The following is an 18,004-nucleotide window of genomic DNA, read 5'->3' as shown; positions in this document are numbered from 1 at the left end:
ATCGTGGTCTACGGGACACCGTCGTCACTGGGTCGACACCGTGTTCGTGTGGCCGGTCAGCGACAGGAAGACGTCGTCGAGCGAGGGTCGACGCAATGCGATGTCGGCGAGCGGAATCCCAGCGTGATCGATCCGCCTGAGCACCTCGGACAAAGTGCCTGCTCCGTCCGGGGCCGGGATGGACAATCTGTCGGCGCCCTGTGCGAGATCCTGTGCCACTGCGGTCGGCACCAGCTCGGCCAGAACACGCACCACGGCGTGCAGTTGGTCCGGGTCGACAGGAACCACTTCGCAGAAGTTTCCACCGGTCATTGCTTTGAGTTGGTCACTGGTGCCCTCGGCGATGACGGTGCCCTTGTCGATGACGATGATGTTGTCGCTCAACACATCCGCCTCTTCGAGGTACTGAGTGGTGAGCAGAACAGTGATTCCCTGAGCCTTCAATGCTTCGACGAGTGACCAGACGCCCTGTCTCGATCGAGGGTCGAGGCCCGTGGTCGGTTCGTCGAGAAAGACGATCTTGGGGCGAACGACCAGACCGCACGCAATGTCGATACGTCGGCGCATTCCTCCCGAATAGCCGCGTACCGGTCGTTTGCCGGTGTCGAGCAAGTCGAATTCCTCGAGGAGCGCGTGAGCACGAGTCTTGGAAGCCTTCTTGTCGAGCCCCATCAGACGACCGAAGAGTTCGATGTTCTCGCGGCCGGAGAGGGTGTCGTCCAGGGCCGCATATTGCCCGGTCATCATGATCGACCGCCGAACTGCAGGCGCGTCGGAGGCGACGTCGTATCCGGCGACCACAGCACGCCCCGAATCGGGCGCGATCAGCGTCGCCAAAACCTTGACCATGGTTGTCTTGCCCGCGCCGTTCGGGCCGAGTATGCCCAGTACCGACCCCCGCGGAGCCGAGAAACTGATCCCACGGAGCGCATGGACGTCGTCGAAGGACTTGTGGACGTCCTCCACCAGTACAGCTGCGTCCTCGGACTGTGGCATCAATGCTCCGTGCGGTCGGTGTGTGTGCGGGCTGAAGACACGAGGTGCTTTCGTTTCAGTAGTCCATCCCGGTATCCGCCGAAAATGTTACCTGGCGGCCGACGAATACCGCGTCGGGCATTCACGACCATGCGATTCCAATTTCATCCTCGACGTCGAGTTTCCGGCACAACGACCGTATTCCGCTGTAATCCTGGACCATGTGCTTGCGACTGCCGTCCGCAATCACGTCGCTGAGCATGCGTTCGAAATCGGGGACATTCTCGGCACGCAGAATCGTCGACCACGTCGAGAAATCCGTACCGGAGAATGCTTCCATTCCATCGGCAAGTCCGTCCAGAAACAAACGTCGGTCCGACGCGTCGAGACTGCCGAACACGATCGCGGCCATCTCGTCGGCGATGGAGGCATGGCAATACTCGTCGCGATTGTGAAGCTTGACCGTCGCACGATTGACGGGCTGGATCATGTCGTTGTCCTCGATCAGATCGAGGTAGGACGTAATCGAGATTTCAGCGACCGTCGTGTACGCGAGTGCACTCAACGCAGCATCGGACGGGTTCGACGCCTCGAGTTGGGTGGCGCGCTGTTTACGCACCACAGCGCTGAACGGAAGCGCACGATCGGGCATTGCCCACCCACGTTGGCGTCGCGTCAGCGCGCTCGCGTTCAAGTGCATGAGGGTGTGGTACTGCTCGTCTACCATTGCCTGCGTGACGGCGATGGCGAGCGTGTCACCCATTCCAGTGTCGAAGGCGTCCTGCGCAAGGAGCGAGAAACCAGGATTGACCACGTGCTGTTCGACGTCCATCACGTTCTTGTTGAAGGAAATCCATCCCCACGCCCGAATTCGTGCTCTCGTCGATTCCGGCAGTGCCCGGTACGTCTCGTGTTCGGCGAAAGGAATCAACGCCTCCGGATAGTCGTGTTTGACATGGTCGAACAGGTCGTCGAGGTCGGGTTCGGGCTTTTTCACCGTGGCGCGATTGGCCCAGTTGCCGGCCAGGCGGGAAACGATGGCACTTTCTACTTCATCAGTGGAGTCATAAGCGGGAAGCGGCGGATGCTCGATCATGCCCGGCCCCTTTCACCTGGTGTTTCTCGAACGATACCGAAAATCGAGGCGCACAGCGTGCGATACCTGTCCCCATCGGGAACTCCTGCGCCTGCTCGTTGCACCAGCGCCGCGAACGCTGGTTCCGAACCGGTGGCGACCGTGTCGTCGAGTTCTCGGACTGCGTCGGCGAGAGCGCGGCGGGCAGACGCCGCATAGGGGTTACCCGCCTGGACGTCCCAGTACACCTCGGGTTCGCCACCGCAAATTCGTGCGAGCAGTGCAAGGGTGGTGCGGGCGGGCGGCGGTGAAACCGCGTCGACCAGTTCGGCGCTCACATCGAGAGTCGAGAGTGCAACTCCGAAAGCGAGAACGCTCGCATGCGTGAGTGCCTGTGTCGCGGCCGCCAGTCGGTCGTGCTGGTCGGCGTCGACGTGCACGACTGTCGCACCCCATCTGGAGAGTCGATCCATGAATTCGTCAGCGGCCACTCCGCCGCGGTGCTCCACGGCGGCCACGGGCCGCCCCGCCATGCCGAGGGAGGGTGCAAACATGGGGTTGATCCCGAGAACTGTCCCAGTACCGAATGATTCGTCGACCCGAGCGGCGAAATTCGACTTCACGGACAGAGTCTCCACGACGAGCGAGTTCGGGCCGACGAGTTCGGCCGGCAATGACAGCGCCACCGATTCCGGCACGGCGAGGACGACGATCGGCGCGGCCTTCATGGTCCTACGCAATGGCTCGTTGGGTCTGTCGACGTTGCCGACAGCGTGGTCGTACGGAGACGGACCTTCGGGCGCAGGGGTTCGATCGACCGCGAGGACGGTGAGTCCATCTTCTGCAAGATGTCCGGCGAGGAGAGTGCCGACCGCGCCTCGGCCACCGACAACGACCGCGTCGTAAATCTTCATCTGTCGAGTATGGGCCGTCGCGGGCGAGAGGCGCCGTATCGAACGGTGTAATCGAATTGCGCCCTTCGGTGGACGGGCGTCCTGACAGATCACACTGACAGTGGCCGGTGGCCACTGTCAGTGTGATCGCGAGATCCACACGGTGATGTCGGCGTGGACCACCTCGGTGCCGTCCCGATCGCGGATCGACACGGGAACGACCAGATCCGTCGGTTCGGTGATGGCGCCGAAGTCGGGGAGGTCCTTCAGTTCTGCAACAGCGGTCAACGACGTCGTCGCCTTGGCCAGGTAGCGGACGGTCATCTCTTTGGGGATCCATCGGTGAGTTGTCGGCACCGTGGCTTCGGTAAGCATCCCCATGGCCACCTCGGCGAGGTTGCACGCGGCGATTGCGTGGAAGGTGCCGAGATGGTTTCGGATACCCCACCACCTGGGTGCCGTGACCTCACATCGACCGGGCTCGAGCGATCTGACTCGGGGGAGAACGGATCCGAAGTAGGGCACTCGGATGCACATGCCGACCGAGAACACCGCCTGGCCGACGATGTTGTCGGGTAGTTTTCGCCACATTCCGTACGTCGGGCCGGTGCTGGTCATCTGAGGTGTCGTATGTGTCATGGCCATACCTTACCGCTGAGTAAGTTAGTGGCCCAGAGTGCGTCGAGGGCAAGATTTGTGCTCGACGCCGGTCTACGGCATACTGGTCGGGTTGCCTGGACACGGGACGCGCATTCTTGCGGCCGAAGCCAGGTAAAAGCAGAACAGAACCAGCACTCCACGTGAGTGCGTTCGGTTCGCCAGCTCGGAGGCATCACCCAGGCCCAGTGTCAGGGGATATCGAAGATGAGCAAGCGGTCGAAATGTGAGCAGAAATGCGACACGCCCGACCGCGTGGACCGGAGAACCATGACAGATGAACAGCGGCAACGGATCGGGTCACGCCTGATCGCCAACGTTCGGTTCGTCGTGTGAGCACGAGGGCAGTTCGAGTCCTTTCGGCCAAGCCGAGCGGCTCGGGGACTGTGCAGACGAGGTGAAGCAGGCCGACCGGCCTTCCTTCACGACAAGCGGCAAGAAAAGGACACTAAGCGTGGCGGGACAAAAGATCCGCATCAGGCTCAAGGCCTACGACCATGAGGCGATCGACGCGTCAGCGCGCAAGATCGTCGAGACGGTCACCCGTACGGGTGCCCGCGTCGTCGGACCGGTGCCGTTGCCGACCGAAAAGAACGTGTACTGCGTCATCCGTTCGCCCCACAAGTACAAGGACTCGCGCGAACACTTCGAGATGCGTACTCACAAGCGGCTCATTGACATCCTCGACCCGACGCCGAAGACGGTCGACGCGCTCATGCGCATCGACTTGCCTGCCAGTGTCGACGTCAACATCCAGTGAGCGCGGAGACAACGATGACTGATAACAAGAATCGACCTGCAACAGGAATTCTGGGCACCAAGCTCGGAATGACCCAGGTCTTCGACGAGAACAACCGCGTCGTTCCCGTGACCGTGATCAAGGCGGGCCCGAATGTGGTCACCCAGATCCGCACGCAGGAGCGCGACGGCTACAGCGCCGTCCAGGTCGCCTTCGGTGCGATCGATCCCCGCAAGGTGAACAAGCCGACCACCGGTCAGTTCGAAAAGGCCGGCGTCACGCCTCGCCGCCACATCGTGGAAATCCGCGTTGCCGACGCCTCGCAGTTCGAGGTCGGTCAGGAACTCGGCGCTTCTGCGTTCGAGGACGGCGCTTACGTCGACGTCACCGGAACCAGCAAGGGCAAGGGCTTCGCCGGAACCATGAAGCGTCACGGCTTCAAGGGACAGGGTGCCAGCCACGGTGCTCAGGCTGTTCACCGTCGTCCGGGATCCATCGGTGGCTGTGCCACTCCGGGCCGCGTGTTCAAGGGAATGCGCATGTCCGGCCGCATGGGTGGTGACCGCGTCACAACGCAGAACCTCTCGGTCCACAAGGTGGACAACGAGAACGGTCTGCTCTTGATCAAGGGAGCAATCCCGGGCCGTCGCGGCAACGTCGTGATCGTCAAGTCTGCATTGAAGGGTGGTGCACGGGCATGACCAGCCTCGAGAAGTCCGAAACCAAGCTGACCCTCGACGTCAAGGAAGCCGGCGGCAAGACCAACGGCACCGTCGATCTCCCCGCTGAGATCTTCGATGCGCCTGCCAATATCGCGCTTCTGCACCAGGTCGTCGTCGCACAGCTCGCTGCTGCTCGTCAGGGAACCCACTCCACGAAGACTCGTGGCGAGGTTCGCGGCGGTGGCAAGAAGCCATACCGCCAGAAGGGCACCGGCCGCGCACGCCAGGGCTCGACTCGCGCACCGCAGTTCGTCGGCGGTGGCGTCGTTCACGGCCCACAGCCGCGTGACTACAGCCAGCGGACACCGAAGAAGATGAAGGCCGCCGCACTGCGCGGAGCCCTCTCCGATCGGGCTCGCAGCGAGCGCATCCACGTCGTCACCGAATTGGTCGCCGGACAGATTCCGTCCACCAAGGGTGCCAAGTCGTTCCTCGCCGAGATCTCGGGCCGCAAGAAGGTCCTCTTGGTCGTCGGACGCGCGGACACCGCAGCGTGGAAGAGCGTTCAGAACCTGGAAGGCGTGCATCCCATCGCACCCGACCAGCTCAACACGTACGACGTACTCGAAGCCGATGACGTCATCTTCAGCGTGGAAGCGCTGAACACGTTCATCGCAGGGCCTGCGAAGAACGAGGAGGGTAGCAAGTGACCACCATCGTCGATCCCCGCGACATCCTGCTGGCGCCGGTCATCTCCGAGAAGTCCTACGGACTGATCGAAGAAGGCACGTACACCTTCCTGGTGCACCCGGATTCGAACAAGACGCAGATCAAGATTGCCGTCGAGAAAATCTTCGACGTCACCGTGACCAGCGTCAACACGCAGAACCGTCAGGGCAAGCGTAAGCGGACCCGTTTCGGTTATGGCAAGCGCAAGGACACCAAGCGCGCGCTCGTAACGCTCTCCGCCGACAGCAAGCCCATCGAGATCTTCGGAGGTCCGGTCGCGTAAGCGACTGGGACTCTTCGGATATAGAGGACGAGAAGACTCATGGCAATCCGTAAGTACAAGCCGACCACTCCGGGCCGTCGTGGCTCCAGTGTCTCCGATTTCGCGGAGATCACTCGCAGCACGCCCGAGAAGTCGCTGGTTCGCCCCCTGCACGGTAGCGGTGGACGTAACGCACACGGTCGTATCACCACCCGGCACAAGGGTGGCGGACACAAGCGCGCGTACCGTCTGATCGATTTCCGTCGCAACGACAAGGACGGCGTGCCGGCCAAGGTCGCTCACATCGAGTACGACCCCAACCGCACAGCCAACATCGCTCTGCTGCACTACGCAGACGGTGAAAAGCGCTACATCGTCGCACCCAAGGGCATCGCCCAGGGTTCGCCGATCGAGCAGGGCGCAGCCGCCGACATCAAGCCCGGCAACAACCTGCCGCTCCGCAACATCCCGACGGGTACGACCATCCACGCGGTCGAGCTCCGTCCGGGCGGCGGTGCCAAGATGGCCCGCTCCGCAGGCGCCAGCATCCAGCTCCTCGGTAAGGAAGGCCCCTACGCCACGCTGCGTATGCCGTCCGGTGAAATCCGTCGCGTCGACGTGCGCTGCCGCGCAACCGTCGGCGAGGTCGGCAACGCCGAGCAGTCGAACATCAACTGGGGCAAGGCCGGCCGTATGCGCTGGAAGGGCAAGCGCCCGACTGTCCGTGGTGTCGTCATGAACCCGGTCGACCACCCGCACGGTGGTGGTGAGGGTAAGACCTCCGGTGGCCGCCACCCGGTCAGCCCGTGGGGACAGGCAGAAGGCCGTACCCGCAGTAAGAAGAAGGCGAGCGACAAGCTCATCGTCCGTCGTCGCCGTACCGGCAAGAACAAGCGCTAGGAGGGAGTTCAGAATGCCACGCAGCCTGAAGAAAGGCCCGTTCGTAGACGATCACCTCCTCGCGAAGGTCGACGTCCAGAACGACAAGGGAACCAAGCAGGTCATCAAGACCTGGTCTCGTCGCTCGACAATCCTCCCCGACTTCATCGGTCACACCTTCGCCGTCCATGACGGTCGCAAGCACGTGCCGGTGTTCGTGTCCGACTCGATGGTCGGCCACAAGCTCGGAGAGTTCGCACCGACCCGTACGTTCAAGGGTCACATCAAGGACGACCGGAAGGCGAAGAGGCGATGAGCAACACCGAAACCGCCAACCCGACTGCCAAGGCCGTCGCGAAGCATGTTCGCGTCACGCCCATGAAGGCACGTCGCGTTGTGAATTTGGTTCGCGGGCGCTCCGTCGAGGACGCGCTCAACATCCTGAAGTTCGCGCCGCAGGCAGCAAGCGAGCCGGTCGCCAAGGTGATCGCCTCCGCAGCCGCCAACGCCGAGAACAACTTGGATCTCGATCCCAGCACGCTGATCGTGGCGACTGCATTCGTGGACGAGGGCACAACCCTCAAGCGATTCCAGCCGCGCGCTCAGGGCCGGGCATTCCGGATCCGCAAGCGTACGAGCCACATCACGGTGATCGTCGAGAGCCTGCCCAAAACCGGTGGAACAAGCCGTAGCCGCCGTAAGGGCCAGGCGTCCAAGGAAGGGGCTCAGTAGTGGGTCAGAAAATCAACCCGCACGGCTTCCGCTTGGGTATCACCACCGACTGGAAGTCGCGTTGGTACGCAGACAAGCAGTACGCGGAGTACGTCAAAGAAGACGTCGCAATCCGTAAACTCCTCGCCACTGGCATGGAGCGCGCGGGAATTGCGAAGGTCGAGATCGAGCGCACCCGTGATCGTGTTCGCGTGGACATCCACACAGCACGTCCGGGCATCGTCATCGGTCGTCGTGGTGCCGAAGCAGACCGCATTCGCGGAGCTCTCGAGAAGCTGACCGGCAAGCAGGTTCAGCTCAACATCCTCGAGGTCAAGAACGCCGAGTCCGAGGCTCAGCTCGTGGCCCAGGGTGTTGCAGAGCAGCTCAGCAACCGCGTCGCATTCCGTCGCGCAATGCGTAAGGCCATCCAGTCGGCCATGCGTCAGCCGAACGTCAAGGGCATTCGTGTCCAGTGCTCCGGCCGTCTCGGCGGCGCCGAGATGTCACGCTCGGAGTTCTACCGCGAAGGCCGTGTGCCACTGCACACGCTTCGTGCGGACATCGACTATGGGCTGTACGAAGCCAAGACCACCTTCGGCCGTATCGGCGTGAAGGTCTGGATCTACAAGGGCGACATCGTCGGTGGCAAGCGCGAGCTCGCTGCTGCTGCACCTGCTGCAGGCAACGATCGCCCGCGTCGTGAGCGTCCTTCGCGTCCGCGTCGTAGCGGTGCCTCGGGTACCACTGCGACCAGCACCGAGGCCGGCCGCGCGGCATCCGCAGAGGCTCCGGCCTCGACCGAGCCGAATCAGGAGGGCTGACGATGTTGATCCCACGCCGGGTCAAGCACCGCAAGCAGCACCACCCGAAGCGTTCGGGTGCCGCCAAGGGCGGAACCGCTGTGACATTCGGTGAATACGGCATTCAGGCTCTCGAGCCTGCATACGTCACCAACCGTCAGATCGAGGCTTCCCGTATCGCGATCACTCGCCACATCAAGCGTGGCGGCAAGGTCTGGATCAACATCTTCCCGGACCGTCCCCTCACGAAGAAGCCTGCCGAGACCCGCATGGGGTCCGGTAAGGGATCGCCCGAGTGGTGGGTCGCGAACGTCAAGCCGGGACGCGTGCTCTTCGAGCTCTCGTTCCCCGACGAGACCATTGCGCGTGAGGCACTCACGCGCGCTATCCACAAGCTGCCTATGAAGGCACGCATCATCACCAGGGAGGAGCAGTTCTGATGGCTACCGGAACCCCAGCCGCAGAGCTTCGCGAGCTCACCGGTGAAGAGCTGGTCACCAAGCTGCGTGAGTCGAAGGAAGAGCTGTTCAACCTTCGTTTCCAGATGGCTACCGGCCAGTTGGACAACAACCGTCGACTGCGCACCGTTCGTCACGAGATCGCGCGCATCTACACGGTCCTGCGTGAGCGTGAGCTCGGTCTGGCCACAGGTCCTGCCGACGACACTGCAGGTGACGCGGCATGAGCGAGGAAAAGACTGTGACTGAAGAGCGCAACAACCGCAAAATTCGGATCGGCTACGTCGTATCCGACAAGATGGAGAAGACGATCGTGGTCGAGCTGGAAGACAGGGTCAAGCACCCTCTCTACAGCAAGGTCATCCGTCGGACCACCAAGGTCAAGGCACATGACGAGAAGGGCGACGCCGGCGTAGGCGATCGCGTTCAGCTCATGGAGACCCGCCCCCTGTCGGCCACGAAGCACTGGCGACTGGTCGAGGTTCTCGAAAAGGCCAAGTAGTAACTCTCGTCGCTTCGCACGTTCCACTTCTGCAAAGCGCCGAAAGAGCCCCCGTTCGCTGTCGCGGACGGGGGCTCTTTCGTTGTCTCGATCGGATTCGGGCGTCAGGTGCGCGCGAGTGCCAACACCTCCGGGACGGTGGGGGACACCTTCGGGTGATACGTCAGGCACAGCGGAGTGACGGTTCGGCGGAACTCGGCGCCCTCGACAGCGACGTAGAACTGGCCTGCAGGAAGGCGTGCGATATCAGGAACGGATCCGCCCATGATTTCTGCCAACTTCTGCGCGGCCTCGACCTGGGACGGACTGTTGAGGAGACCGTAGAACTGGGTCGAGGCCATATCTGCGATTCGATCGTCGATGCCTTTCGGTGACGGCGTCGCGAAGACTAGGCCGATGCCGTGCTCGCGTGCCTGAGCCGCGAACGCGAGAGTGCTGTCGGCGGCCGCAGAGTTGCTCGACGACAGGAGATGCTGCGCCTCATCCATCACGAACAGGCCTGTCAGCGATGAGTCGTCGGATGGGGCGCTCTCGATCCAGGCGCCAAGTTGTGCCTGCAGTTCCAGTACGAAGGCTTGCTTCTTCTGCTGGCTGTCGAGGCCGCCCAGGTTGATGACCGAGACCCTGGCTCGCTTGCCGGCGGTCGGTGCGAGTAGTTCACCAGGATCGACACCGTTGCCGTCATCCGTCGACGCGAAACTCAACGGGCGTCCCTCCGAAGTTCCGGGAGTCCACACAACGACATCGGTGTCGTTGAAATAGGAAGTTGCTTTCGCCTCGTCGCCCGGTGGCCAGGTGCGCTCGTCAGCCGGCCACGATGAACCGAGCAGCGCAAGATCGTTGTTCTCGTCGAGAACGATCGACGAAACACCCTGAAGTGCAGCCTCTTCGACAAGCCTTCGAATCAAGACGGTCTTTCCTGAGCCGGAACCGGCGAAGATGGCCATGTGATGTCGCAGCGTCGCGAGAGGCACGTTGACGTCGCCGTTGGTGCTGGCTTCGGTACCGACGACGATGGATCGTTGTCGCTGACCCGCCGCGGTCTTGGACGAGGTCTCCACGAGTGCGGCATCTTCGTCGACAACGCTCGCCGCCGGTAGCACGGACGCGAACAATGCGATGGCGTGTGCAGGTTTCCGGGCGAGCAGCCACGAGGTCAAGGCTGGTGAATTCTCGGTGAGCAGTACGCCCAGCGCCGAGAGTGCGCGTCGATCGTGTTCACCGAGGGGAACTTGAACACCCCCGGCGCGGTGAAGTGCCGCGATGGTTTGTTCTGTTTTTGCGCCCGACGGCCACGGGTCGTTGCGAATCACGATGAGTCTTCTGCGGGGCATGTCGATATGCAGTCCGGCTGTCGACACAGCGCGTTCGATCCTTGCCAGTGCTGCACGTGCGTTGCGCGAGGTCACTGCACGGAAGCACCAGTGCTCCTCGTCGTCGGTGTCGGTGTCGACCGTGTGGCGTAGGCGCGCGTGCAGAGCTGGTTTCCCGCTGGGCGGGGGATCCTGCGCAAGGGAGTCGTCGGAGGATTGGTGCTCGTGGATCCAGGCAGTCAGACCGGCGGAGAGGAGCGTCGGGATCAACGAGTCCTCACTGCCGGGCGACAGTGCCGTGGAGAGGTCGGCCTTGACCTGTAGCTCCGCGTAACGGGCGTCGAGCGCATCCAGTTCGCTGACACGTGCGGTGGGGAGATCCGATATGCCGGACGGACCGGATCGGTCGCTGAAAGTGTCGAGTTCGGAAGCCGTCCCCAATTCGAGGCAGTGTCTGATGTGCCGGTCGACGGCGATCAAAAGCTGTCGCGGTGTGAAGTCCGGCGCCTGTTCGAACGCTCCGGCGGCGACCGGCCATGTGGGATGCGGTGGTGTGAAACCTGCTTCGTGGAAGCACGCGGCCAGCCGGCGACCGAGCAGCAGGCGCCCGACCTCCGAAGAGGGGATCGGCTTCAGCGGTTGTGTCACGCGGAATCGATCCGGCATCGGTGCGACACCGCGGGCAGCGATGAGCTCCCAGGCGCTGGACAGGGCGGACAGCACGGACGCAGTGCGGGGGAGGGTCTCCCGCAGCGACATCAGACCATGTGCAAGCTGCTCGACGACCTTGTCCTCTTGGGCGTCGGCGAACTCCTTGTCGGTGCCCGTGCGTGCCTGAGCGACGAGGGTGTCGATCTGATCGATGGCGAGCACCGTGGGGCCGGTGATCGCGAGCATTCGCGAGATGTTCTCCGCGATTCCCTGGTGGCCGAGTTCGGCGCGACGGATACCCCACGCCGCGAACTCCTGTGGGTCGACATCGTCGATCGACTGTAGGTACGCATCGCCCAGATCTTGCAGTGAAGAATCGGGGGCGATGGACAGAACCAGCGCACGGAGAGTGTGCTGGGAGGTGCGTCGATGTCGCGGATGAACTTTGTAAACGGCGGTGACGAACTCGTCCAACGTGCCGGGTTCGATCAGAACGTCACCCATGATCTGGGCACGCTGGGCTTGCTCTACCCCGGCGATCTCACACAACCGTCTGAGCAGCAGATGGAGCTGGCTATCGGATTCGGTGCCCGATGGACGCATGAGGTCGTCGAGCATGCCCATCAGCGTCGAGCGCCAGAACCCTGCGGCATCGAGCAGGCGGATCAGGAAAAAATAGCCACCCCTACCCTGCACTTCTTCGCGGACCTGTCCGAGTAGGTGGGTCTTTCCTGAACCGGCCGGACCTCGAACCACCACTCCGAGGGGGCTGGCATCGTCGGATGCCTCGGCGTCGGAGTACGCACTCATGACGTCGACGAAGACGCGTTCGTGCATTCCGGGGACATGAACGTTCGACTGAGATCGCCACACGTCGTCGGGAGTCGGAGCCCAACTCAGTCGGACGGACTCCAACGCATGAATCTGTTCGGTTTCGCTCATCGCGTGCACTGTCCCGTCCGTCAACTCTCGATTGCCAAGAGATGGTTGTGTTGGTTGCCGACGAGGACGGCTGCGGCACGGTCGTCGTCGGTCAAGGTCTTCTGGTTTTCCTCAGGTATCAGCGACACGTCTGGCGCTCGGCGCAGTCTTGCCAGTGCAGAATCGAGCTCGGCTCTCGGCACGTCGGACAACTCGGGGCGCAAACGTGAAAGACGGACCGGTGTCCCCGGTTCGCGCGCCAAACGGGCGTAGGCGGCGCGGATGCGAGATTCGATGTTGCCTGGACCAGCGGAGACGGTGTCCATCGGCACCTTGGCACGGGGGATGAAGATCTCCGACGGACGTACATCGGATCGGTCCAGCCAACGCCGAAACCCCGCCAGGACGGTGAACAGCGCGCGGTCGGATCCAGTCGAACGTACAAGAGGGTCTGCGCCGATCAGATCGCCGCAGTACTTCCAGCCCTTGTCTGTCAGTTCCACAGATATTGGCCGGTCCGAGCTGTCGATCTCGACGAGGCCCATCCGGACAAGCTTGTCGCGAGAGGGTTTTTCGAGTTTCGGCCCCAGCACAGCGAGTTCAGAATTCGAGACTGCTCGCGCCTCGGCCATGAGGACAAGCAGCACAGCAGCTTCAGAACTTGTCACGTCCTCGCTCATCGATAGTCCCTTCATCGTGGTCCCAGGGAAGCACTTCGGTACACGCAGATCTGGCGGGCGCGCGTGACAGCGCAGCCTCGACCGGCCCGGTCGTGTGTCCTTCTCATCCCCCGACCGATAGTTCGTCCCCCAACACTGAAAACCGTACATGGGCGCAGGGGGCCTGCTGGATCACCGCCCGAGCAAGCCGCCGAGCGCTCCGCCGACACCGGCTTGCTCGCCGCTACCCGACCCGCCGATCAGACCGCCGGGCGGCAATTCCGATGGCTGCACGACCACGAACCCTTGTCCGCGAAACTCCAGGGTGAATCGCTCACCTGTGCTGCGACCGATCAACGTGCCGAGTCCGAACGAATCGTTCTTCTTTACCTTGGTGGACAAACTCGACGACCACGCGACTGCGGCCTGCGGATCTGCAAACGTCGGCTGATCGACCTGAAGGACGACCGGCACTCCGTCCGTGGTGATTGCGATCCGACCCCTTCCGGTGAAGACGCAGTTGAAGAACCCCGCATTGCCACCGCTGGCAGCGCCCTGTACTCGCTTGACGTCGTAGGAAAGGGAAGAGTCGAACGCAAGCACGTTCGAACCGTTGATCGTCAGTCCGTCGGTGCCGTCGAGGTCGATGAGGTGGACATCCTGCGCCGCATTGGCCAGAAACAAGTCTCCCCGTCCCGAGACCCTCATCAGCGGTACACCTTCACCCGACAGTGCTTGGCGAACCGCTCGACCGAATCCTCCTGATCCCTGCGCCTCGAACTTCAGGTCACCCTGGTAAGCGACCATCGACCCCGCTCTGGCCATCAACTCACCGTTCATCCCGACACGACACATCTTGCTTCCCTGCTTCTGAATTCCGCTTCCCGGTACCTCGGCGTGGGTGGGGGCGAACAGTTCGCTTTTCATGGCCAGGGATCCTTCTCGTGTGACAGCGGGTAGTGGGGGAGTCGTCGGCGGGGGAGTGGTCGGTGGGTCTTCGTCTTCGTCGATGACGATGCCGAAAGCGGTTGCGAGTCCCGCTAATCCGTTGTCGTAGCCTTGCCCGACCGCGCGGATCTTCCAGTCGTTTCCGCGCCGGTAGATCTCGATGCACACCAGCGCGTTCTCGCGTGTGAGGCCCTCTGCTCGATACGTGACGAACTGGCCTCCCGATGCGTCGGCAACCGTCGTCGACATCTGGCCTGCTTGCCCGAACGTGGTCGAACCGGTGCCGTCGAGCGAGGCAGTCACGGCGACGATGGAGATGTCCGGCGGAATCAAAGCACAATCAACCGATATGACGTGCCTGCCGGAGTCGCGTCGATACTCGACTCCGGGAGCCACCGGTTGGTTGTAGAAAACGAGATCGGCGTCGGAACGGACTCGGCCGTTCTCCGCGAGGAGGAGTGCCGACACATCGACGGCAGCAACACTCTCGACTGTCACCGTCAGCGTGGTCGACGGTGAGGTGACATTCTCCCCGCGCGCCAGTGTCTTCATCTGTTCCAGTGTGCCCGAGTAGTCGAAGAAGTGGATCAAGACGGTAGTGCGCGAGGCCCGATGATCGAACTGAAAACCTGATCCGAACCGGTTGATGCACGCACATTCATCACTGTTCCCCGGAGGTGATACAGCGAGCATTTCGAATGCAGGATGCGCATATCGGCGACGGTGCTCGCGGGATGCGCGCAACCGCAATCTTGGGTTATGGTCGGTTCGATTTGCCTCCCGATCAATCGCCAATTCGATAGCCGAAAGAGTGAAACTTCTGTGACCGAGAGTCGAAGCCGCTACGAATTCACTGACTCGGATTCGGTCTGCAGCAACGGCGACCCGTTCGTTTCGGTCATAATTCCGGCGAGAAATTCGCTGCCCGACCTCGATTTCCAGTTGGACAGCCTCGCAGCTCAAACTTACTCGGGGCCAATAGAAGTCATCGTGTCCGACAATGGACCGGACGGCCAACTCGCTGATCATATTCGCAACTATGCAGGCAGGGATGCACTACGCCTTCGCTGCGTCGACGCGTCGATGCAGGCAGGCGCAGCTTATGCGCGCAATATCGGGGCCGAGTCGGCTCGCGGAGAATTTCTGGCTTTCTGTGACGCGGACGACATCGTCCACCCCGATTGGATAAAGACGCTCGTGGAACTCGCGAGAGATCACGATGTCGTGGGCACCGCAGTGGAGACCGAATCGGTCAATACGGCGCGAGCGCTCGACTGGACTCCAACCACAGCTCCCGAGAATCAAGGGCAGACCACGTTTCTTCCGTATGCGATCGGTGCCAGCCTGGGGTGCTGGACATCGGTCTTCCGAGAACTCGGTGGAATGTCCCGTGATCTGGTAGCCAGCGAGGACGTGGAATTCTGTTGGCGGGCTCAGTTGACGGGCTACCGACTCGGGTTTGCCCAGACGCAACTCGTGGGGTACCGCCTACGAGACAAACTGGTTCCACTCGTCGAACAGTCGTACAAGCTGGGATACGGGTTCGCGCAGGTACAAGGAATCTACCGTCACCGCGGATGCCCGCCGGTGCATCTGCGTCGTGCGATGCGGTGGTGGGGCCTGCTGATGTTGGGTAATCCGCTCGTTCCCCGGGCGCTTACGAGGGTGTCTCGGGGGCAGTGGCTGCGGGCGGTGGCAGCCCACGTCGGCGAGGTCCGAGGCGGAGTGAAGTACCGGACCTTCGTATGGTGACCGGAAGCGATTTGGTTTCGGCGCCGCACCTCCCCTACACTTGACCGGTTGCCTGTGGCAGCGGTGTGCTTGTGCGCCCTGCCGGAAGCAGCCGACCGCGCGTGTCGGGACGGAAATCCGGCACGTATGCACATCCAGGTCTAGGAGAAGTTTGTGATTCAGCAGGAGTCGCGAGTACGCGTTGCTGATAACACGGGCGCAAAGGAAATCCTTTGCATCCGCGTTCTCGGTGGCTCGTCACGTCGCTACGCCGGAATCGGCGACATCATCGTAGCTACGGTGAAAGACGCCATCCCCGGTGGAAACATCAAGAAGGGCGAGATCGTCAAGGCGGTCATCGTCCGTACCGTCAAGGAGCGTCGTCGTCCCGACGGCTCCTACATCCGTTTCGACGAGAACGCTGCCGTGCTGATCAAGCCGGACAACGATCCTCGCGGAACCCGCATCTTCGGCCCGGTCGGCCGCGAGCTGCGTGAGAAGAAGTTCATGAAGATCGTCTCGCTCGCCCCGGAGGTGCTGTAAATGAAGGTGCACAAGGGCGACACCGTTCTCGTGATCGCAGGCAAGGACAAGGGCGCCAAGGGCAAGGTCATTCAGGCCTACCCCGCTGACTCCAAGGTCCTCGTCGAGGGCGTGAACCGTATCAAGAAGCACACTGCGGTCTCCGCTAACCAGCGTGGCGCGTCTTCGGGCGGAATCGTCACGCAGGAAGCCCCGATCCACATTTCGAACGTCGCGGTCATCGACTCGGACGGCAACCCCACTCGCGTGGGCTACCGCACCGACGAGGAGTCCGGCAAGCGCGTTCGTATTTCCCGGAAGAACGGGAAGGACATCTGAGATGACTACCACTGAGAACACGGCAGGCGTACAGCCTCGCCTCAAGGCGCGCTACCGCGCCGAGATCAAGGACGCCCTCAACACCGAGTTTGCATATGACAACGTCATGCAGATCCCCGGTGTCGTCAAGGTCGTCGTCAACATGGGTGTCGGCGACGCCGCCCGTGACGCGAAGCTGATCAACGGTGCAGTTGCCGACCTCGCAGCGATCACCGGCCAGAAGCCGGAGATCCGCAAGGCCCGCAAGTCCATCGCGCAGTTCAAGCTTCGTGAAGGAATGCCCATCGGCGCACGCGTCACGCTGCGTGGCGATCGCATGTGGGAATTCCTGGACCGTCTGACCTCCATTGCCCTTCCCCGAATCAGGGACTTCCGTGGCCTCTCCGGCACGCAGTTCGACGGCAACGGCAACTACACGTTCGGCCTCAACGAGCAGTCGATGTTCCACGAGATCGACGTGGACAAGATCGATCGCCCGCGCGGCATGGACATCACTGTGGTGACCACCGCAACCAACAACGAAGAAGGCCGCGCGCTGCTCAAGCACCTCGGCTTCCCGTTCAAGGAGAACTGAGTCCATGGCTAAGAAGGCACTGGTCAACAAGGCCAACAAGAAGCCGAAGTTCGCAGTGCGTGGCTACACGCGTTGCAACCGCTGCGGCCGTCCCCACTCGGTGTTCCGCAAGTTCGGCCTCTGCCGTATCTGCGTTCGCGAGATGGCACACGCAGGAGAACTTCCCGGAGTTCGCAAGAGCTCCTGGTGATCTGAGGCCCTCGGGCTTCACTGAACCATGCTGACGAGCGTGGGTTCCGAAAGGAACCCACGCTCGTTTTGTTTTGTTGTTCTTATCGGATCTCCGGTGCAGTAGCAGGCATGGTCACACCGACCAGATCTGCGAAGTCACCCCGATCGAGTGCACGAGGTCGATCAGTGCGCTCGTGTTCGACGCATGCGAGAGAATCAGAAGGCCGCGCGCATCCATGGCCACGGCGAGAGCGTCGACAGCAACCATCCTGCATCCTGGCGGCATGTCGGGTGTTCCCAATTCTCGGTAGGTATCAGCGACGGCGACCGTGTCGGACGTCTCGTCGAAACCCCACATCGTCACGAAATGACCGACATTCCAGTCGAGTTCGGTGATCGGCGCGGTATGTACATGTGCCAGCACAGCGAAGCGCAACCTCGAATCGAGCAGGTCGCGCAGCAGGAGACGTATAACGGTGGAACTCGGGGACTGCGCAGGGACGACAACAACTCGACCAGCCGTCGCACGCTCGATTCCCTTCCGAAGACCGGCTGCAGTCGTCCCGGCGCACTCCGGACGGTCAGTCTGCGCCAGCGCCTCCCCGCCGGAGTGCGTCACCGGGACTCCCGGTGGCCTCGAGTGCGGAACCTCGTGCGGGTAAACCCTCGTACCCGATGCGGCAGCGAGTTCGGCGACGGACAGAATGGCGTCGTCGAGAACGCCCGCGAGCGCGACGGCAGCGGAGAACGGACCGCAGAGCTGATCCGGCTGGGGGAGCAGTGCAGCCTGCGCGGCCAACACTGCTGCAGCACCGAGGAATTCGCGCATT

24 protein-coding genes are annotated in these 18,004 nt (G+C 62.3%); 16 read left to right on the top strand and 8 right to left on the bottom strand.

Annotated features, from left to right (window positions below; translation table 11 throughout):
• Nucleotides 1-24: 24 nt before the first annotated feature.
• From QMK17_RS05465 to QMK17_RS05450, 4 genes are all read right to left on the bottom strand, one after another.
• The gene (locus tag QMK17_RS05465) at nucleotides 25-996 is read right to left on the bottom strand and encodes an ATP-binding cassette domain-containing protein (protein WP_283507413.1); all 972 of its coding nucleotides are present in this window, start codon (nucleotides 994-996) and stop codon (nucleotides 25-27) included.
• A gap of 121 nt (nucleotides 997-1,117) precedes the next feature.
• Nucleotides 1,118-2,071: a diiron oxygenase gene (locus QMK17_RS05460; RefSeq protein ID WP_283507412.1), complete on the bottom strand. Its 954-nt coding sequence runs from the start codon at nucleotides 2,069-2,071 to the stop codon at nucleotides 1,118-1,120.
• Nucleotides 2,068-2,964, bottom strand: coding sequence for a prephenate dehydrogenase dimerization domain-containing protein (locus QMK17_RS05455; RefSeq protein ID WP_283507411.1), 897 nt, complete (start codon nucleotides 2,962-2,964; stop codon nucleotides 2,068-2,070). The genes QMK17_RS05460 and QMK17_RS05455 overlap by 4 nt, the downstream gene beginning before the upstream one ends.
• Nucleotides 2,965-3,081: 117 nt before the next feature.
• Nucleotides 3,082-3,561, bottom strand: coding sequence for a hotdog fold domain-containing protein (locus QMK17_RS05450; RefSeq protein WP_283507560.1), 480 nt, complete (start codon nucleotides 3,559-3,561; stop codon nucleotides 3,082-3,084).
• A gap of 493 nt (nucleotides 3,562-4,054) precedes the next feature.
• Here QMK17_RS05450 and rpsJ point away from each other — a divergent pair, with 493 nt between their 5' ends.
• From rpsJ to rpsQ, 11 genes are read left to right on the top strand one after another with little or no spacing between them, the layout of a single operon-like run.
• Nucleotides 4,055-4,360 (top strand): 30S ribosomal protein S10, encoded by a 306-nt coding sequence (gene rpsJ / locus QMK17_RS05445; RefSeq protein ID WP_003938093.1) that lies wholly within the window; start codon nucleotides 4,055-4,057, stop codon nucleotides 4,358-4,360.
• A 14-nt stretch (nucleotides 4,361-4,374) separates the two neighbouring features.
• On the top strand, nucleotides 4,375-5,040 hold the full coding sequence (gene rplC / locus QMK17_RS05440; RefSeq protein ID WP_283507410.1) for a 50S ribosomal protein L3: 666 nt from the start codon (nucleotides 4,375-4,377) through the stop codon (nucleotides 5,038-5,040).
• Nucleotides 5,037-5,711 carry a 50S ribosomal protein L4 gene (rplD, locus tag QMK17_RS05435; RefSeq protein WP_283507409.1) on the top strand — a complete coding sequence of 225 codons (675 nt, stop codon included), beginning with the start codon at nucleotides 5,037-5,039 and terminating at the stop codon, nucleotides 5,709-5,711. Before rplC ends, rplD begins: the two co-directional genes overlap by 4 nt.
• A complete protein-coding gene (gene rplW / locus QMK17_RS05430) occupies nucleotides 5,708-6,013 on the top strand; it encodes a 50S ribosomal protein L23 (protein WP_115963691.1) in 306 nt (101 codons plus the stop codon). The genes rplD and rplW overlap by 4 nt, the downstream gene beginning before the upstream one ends.
• A 39-nt stretch (nucleotides 6,014-6,052) precedes the next feature.
• The gene (gene rplB, locus QMK17_RS05425) at nucleotides 6,053-6,892 is read left to right on the top strand and encodes a 50S ribosomal protein L2 (protein WP_283507408.1); all 840 of its coding nucleotides are present in this window, start codon (nucleotides 6,053-6,055) and stop codon (nucleotides 6,890-6,892) included.
• A 13-nt stretch (nucleotides 6,893-6,905) separates the two neighbouring features.
• Complete coding sequence (rpsS, locus tag QMK17_RS05420) at nucleotides 6,906-7,187, top strand: 30S ribosomal protein S19 (RefSeq protein ID WP_008718309.1); 282 nt, start codon at nucleotides 6,906-6,908, stop codon at nucleotides 7,185-7,187.
• Nucleotides 7,184-7,603: a 50S ribosomal protein L22 gene (gene rplV / locus QMK17_RS05415; RefSeq protein ID WP_283507407.1), complete on the top strand. Its 420-nt coding sequence runs from the start codon at nucleotides 7,184-7,186 to the stop codon at nucleotides 7,601-7,603. Before rpsS ends, rplV begins: the two co-directional genes overlap by 4 nt.
• Nucleotides 7,603-8,406, top strand: coding sequence for a 30S ribosomal protein S3 (rpsC, locus tag QMK17_RS05410; protein WP_115963685.1), 804 nt, complete (start codon nucleotides 7,603-7,605; stop codon nucleotides 8,404-8,406). Before rplV ends, rpsC begins: the two co-directional genes overlap by 1 nt.
• A gap of 2 nt (nucleotides 8,407-8,408) precedes the next feature.
• On the top strand, nucleotides 8,409-8,825 hold the full coding sequence (gene rplP / locus QMK17_RS05405; protein ID WP_283507406.1) for a 50S ribosomal protein L16: 417 nt from the start codon (nucleotides 8,409-8,411) through the stop codon (nucleotides 8,823-8,825).
• Nucleotides 8,825-9,070 carry a 50S ribosomal protein L29 gene (rpmC, locus tag QMK17_RS05400; RefSeq protein WP_019663551.1) on the top strand — a complete coding sequence of 82 codons (246 nt, stop codon included), beginning with the start codon at nucleotides 8,825-8,827 and terminating at the stop codon, nucleotides 9,068-9,070. Before rplP ends, rpmC begins: the two co-directional genes overlap by 1 nt.
• Complete coding sequence (rpsQ, locus tag QMK17_RS05395; protein WP_283507405.1) at nucleotides 9,067-9,345, top strand: 30S ribosomal protein S17; 279 nt, start codon at nucleotides 9,067-9,069, stop codon at nucleotides 9,343-9,345. Before rpmC ends, rpsQ begins: the two co-directional genes overlap by 4 nt.
• Before the next feature lie 104 nt (nucleotides 9,346-9,449).
• Here the strand turns inward: rpsQ and QMK17_RS05390 are convergent, their stop codons facing one another.
• From QMK17_RS05390 to QMK17_RS05380, 3 genes are all read right to left on the bottom strand, one after another.
• Nucleotides 9,450-12,251, bottom strand: a complete 2,802-nt coding sequence (locus QMK17_RS05390; RefSeq protein WP_283507404.1) for a helicase HerA domain-containing protein — start codon at nucleotides 12,249-12,251, stop codon at nucleotides 9,450-9,452.
• Between the two features lie 20 nt (nucleotides 12,252-12,271).
• Nucleotides 12,272-12,898, bottom strand: a complete 627-nt coding sequence (locus QMK17_RS05385; protein ID WP_336620130.1) for a hypothetical protein — start codon at nucleotides 12,896-12,898, stop codon at nucleotides 12,272-12,274.
• A 183-nt stretch (nucleotides 12,899-13,081) separates the two neighbouring features.
• Nucleotides 13,082-14,389 (bottom strand): AIM24 family protein, encoded by a 1,308-nt coding sequence (locus tag QMK17_RS05380; protein WP_283507402.1) that lies wholly within the window; start codon nucleotides 14,387-14,389, stop codon nucleotides 13,082-13,084.
• A 270-nt stretch (nucleotides 14,390-14,659) separates the two neighbouring features.
• Here QMK17_RS05380 and QMK17_RS05375 point away from each other — a divergent pair, with 270 nt between their 5' ends.
• The 5 genes from QMK17_RS05375 to QMK17_RS05355 all read left to right on the top strand — a co-directional run bounded on the left by QMK17_RS05375 (nucleotide 14,660) and on the right by QMK17_RS05355 (nucleotide 17,193).
• The gene (locus tag QMK17_RS05375; protein ID WP_283507401.1) at nucleotides 14,660-15,589 is read left to right on the top strand and encodes a glycosyltransferase; all 930 of its coding nucleotides are present in this window, start codon (nucleotides 14,660-14,662) and stop codon (nucleotides 15,587-15,589) included.
• A 153-nt stretch (nucleotides 15,590-15,742) separates the two neighbouring features.
• Nucleotides 15,743-16,111 (top strand): 50S ribosomal protein L14, encoded by a 369-nt coding sequence (gene rplN, locus QMK17_RS05370; protein ID WP_084348479.1) that lies wholly within the window; start codon nucleotides 15,743-15,745, stop codon nucleotides 16,109-16,111.
• Complete coding sequence (gene rplX / locus QMK17_RS05365; protein ID WP_115963675.1) at nucleotides 16,112-16,429, top strand: 50S ribosomal protein L24; 318 nt, start codon at nucleotides 16,112-16,114, stop codon at nucleotides 16,427-16,429.
• Between the two features lies 1 nt (nucleotide 16,430).
• Nucleotides 16,431-17,003, top strand: a complete 573-nt coding sequence (gene rplE / locus QMK17_RS05360) for a 50S ribosomal protein L5 (RefSeq protein WP_283507400.1) — start codon at nucleotides 16,431-16,433, stop codon at nucleotides 17,001-17,003.
• Between the two features lie 4 nt (nucleotides 17,004-17,007).
• On the top strand, nucleotides 17,008-17,193 hold the full coding sequence (locus QMK17_RS05355) for a type Z 30S ribosomal protein S14 (RefSeq protein WP_068380853.1): 186 nt from the start codon (nucleotides 17,008-17,010) through the stop codon (nucleotides 17,191-17,193).
• A gap of 114 nt (nucleotides 17,194-17,307) precedes the next feature.
• Here QMK17_RS05355 and QMK17_RS05350 read toward each other — a convergent pair whose 3' ends face one another.
• The gene (locus tag QMK17_RS05350) at nucleotides 17,308-18,003 is read right to left on the bottom strand and encodes a DUF6885 family protein (protein ID WP_283507399.1); all 696 of its coding nucleotides are present in this window, start codon (nucleotides 18,001-18,003) and stop codon (nucleotides 17,308-17,310) included.
• Between the last annotated feature and the right edge of the window lies 1 nt (nucleotide 18,004).

The sequence above is a fragment of the Rhodococcus sp. G-MC3 genome, assembly GCF_030063335.1.
GTDB lineage: Bacteria > Actinomycetota > Actinomycetes > Mycobacteriales > Mycobacteriaceae > Rhodococcoides.
The sequence above is the reverse complement of the archived record's forward strand: the minus strand, read 5'-3'. Positions and strand labels throughout refer to the sequence as shown.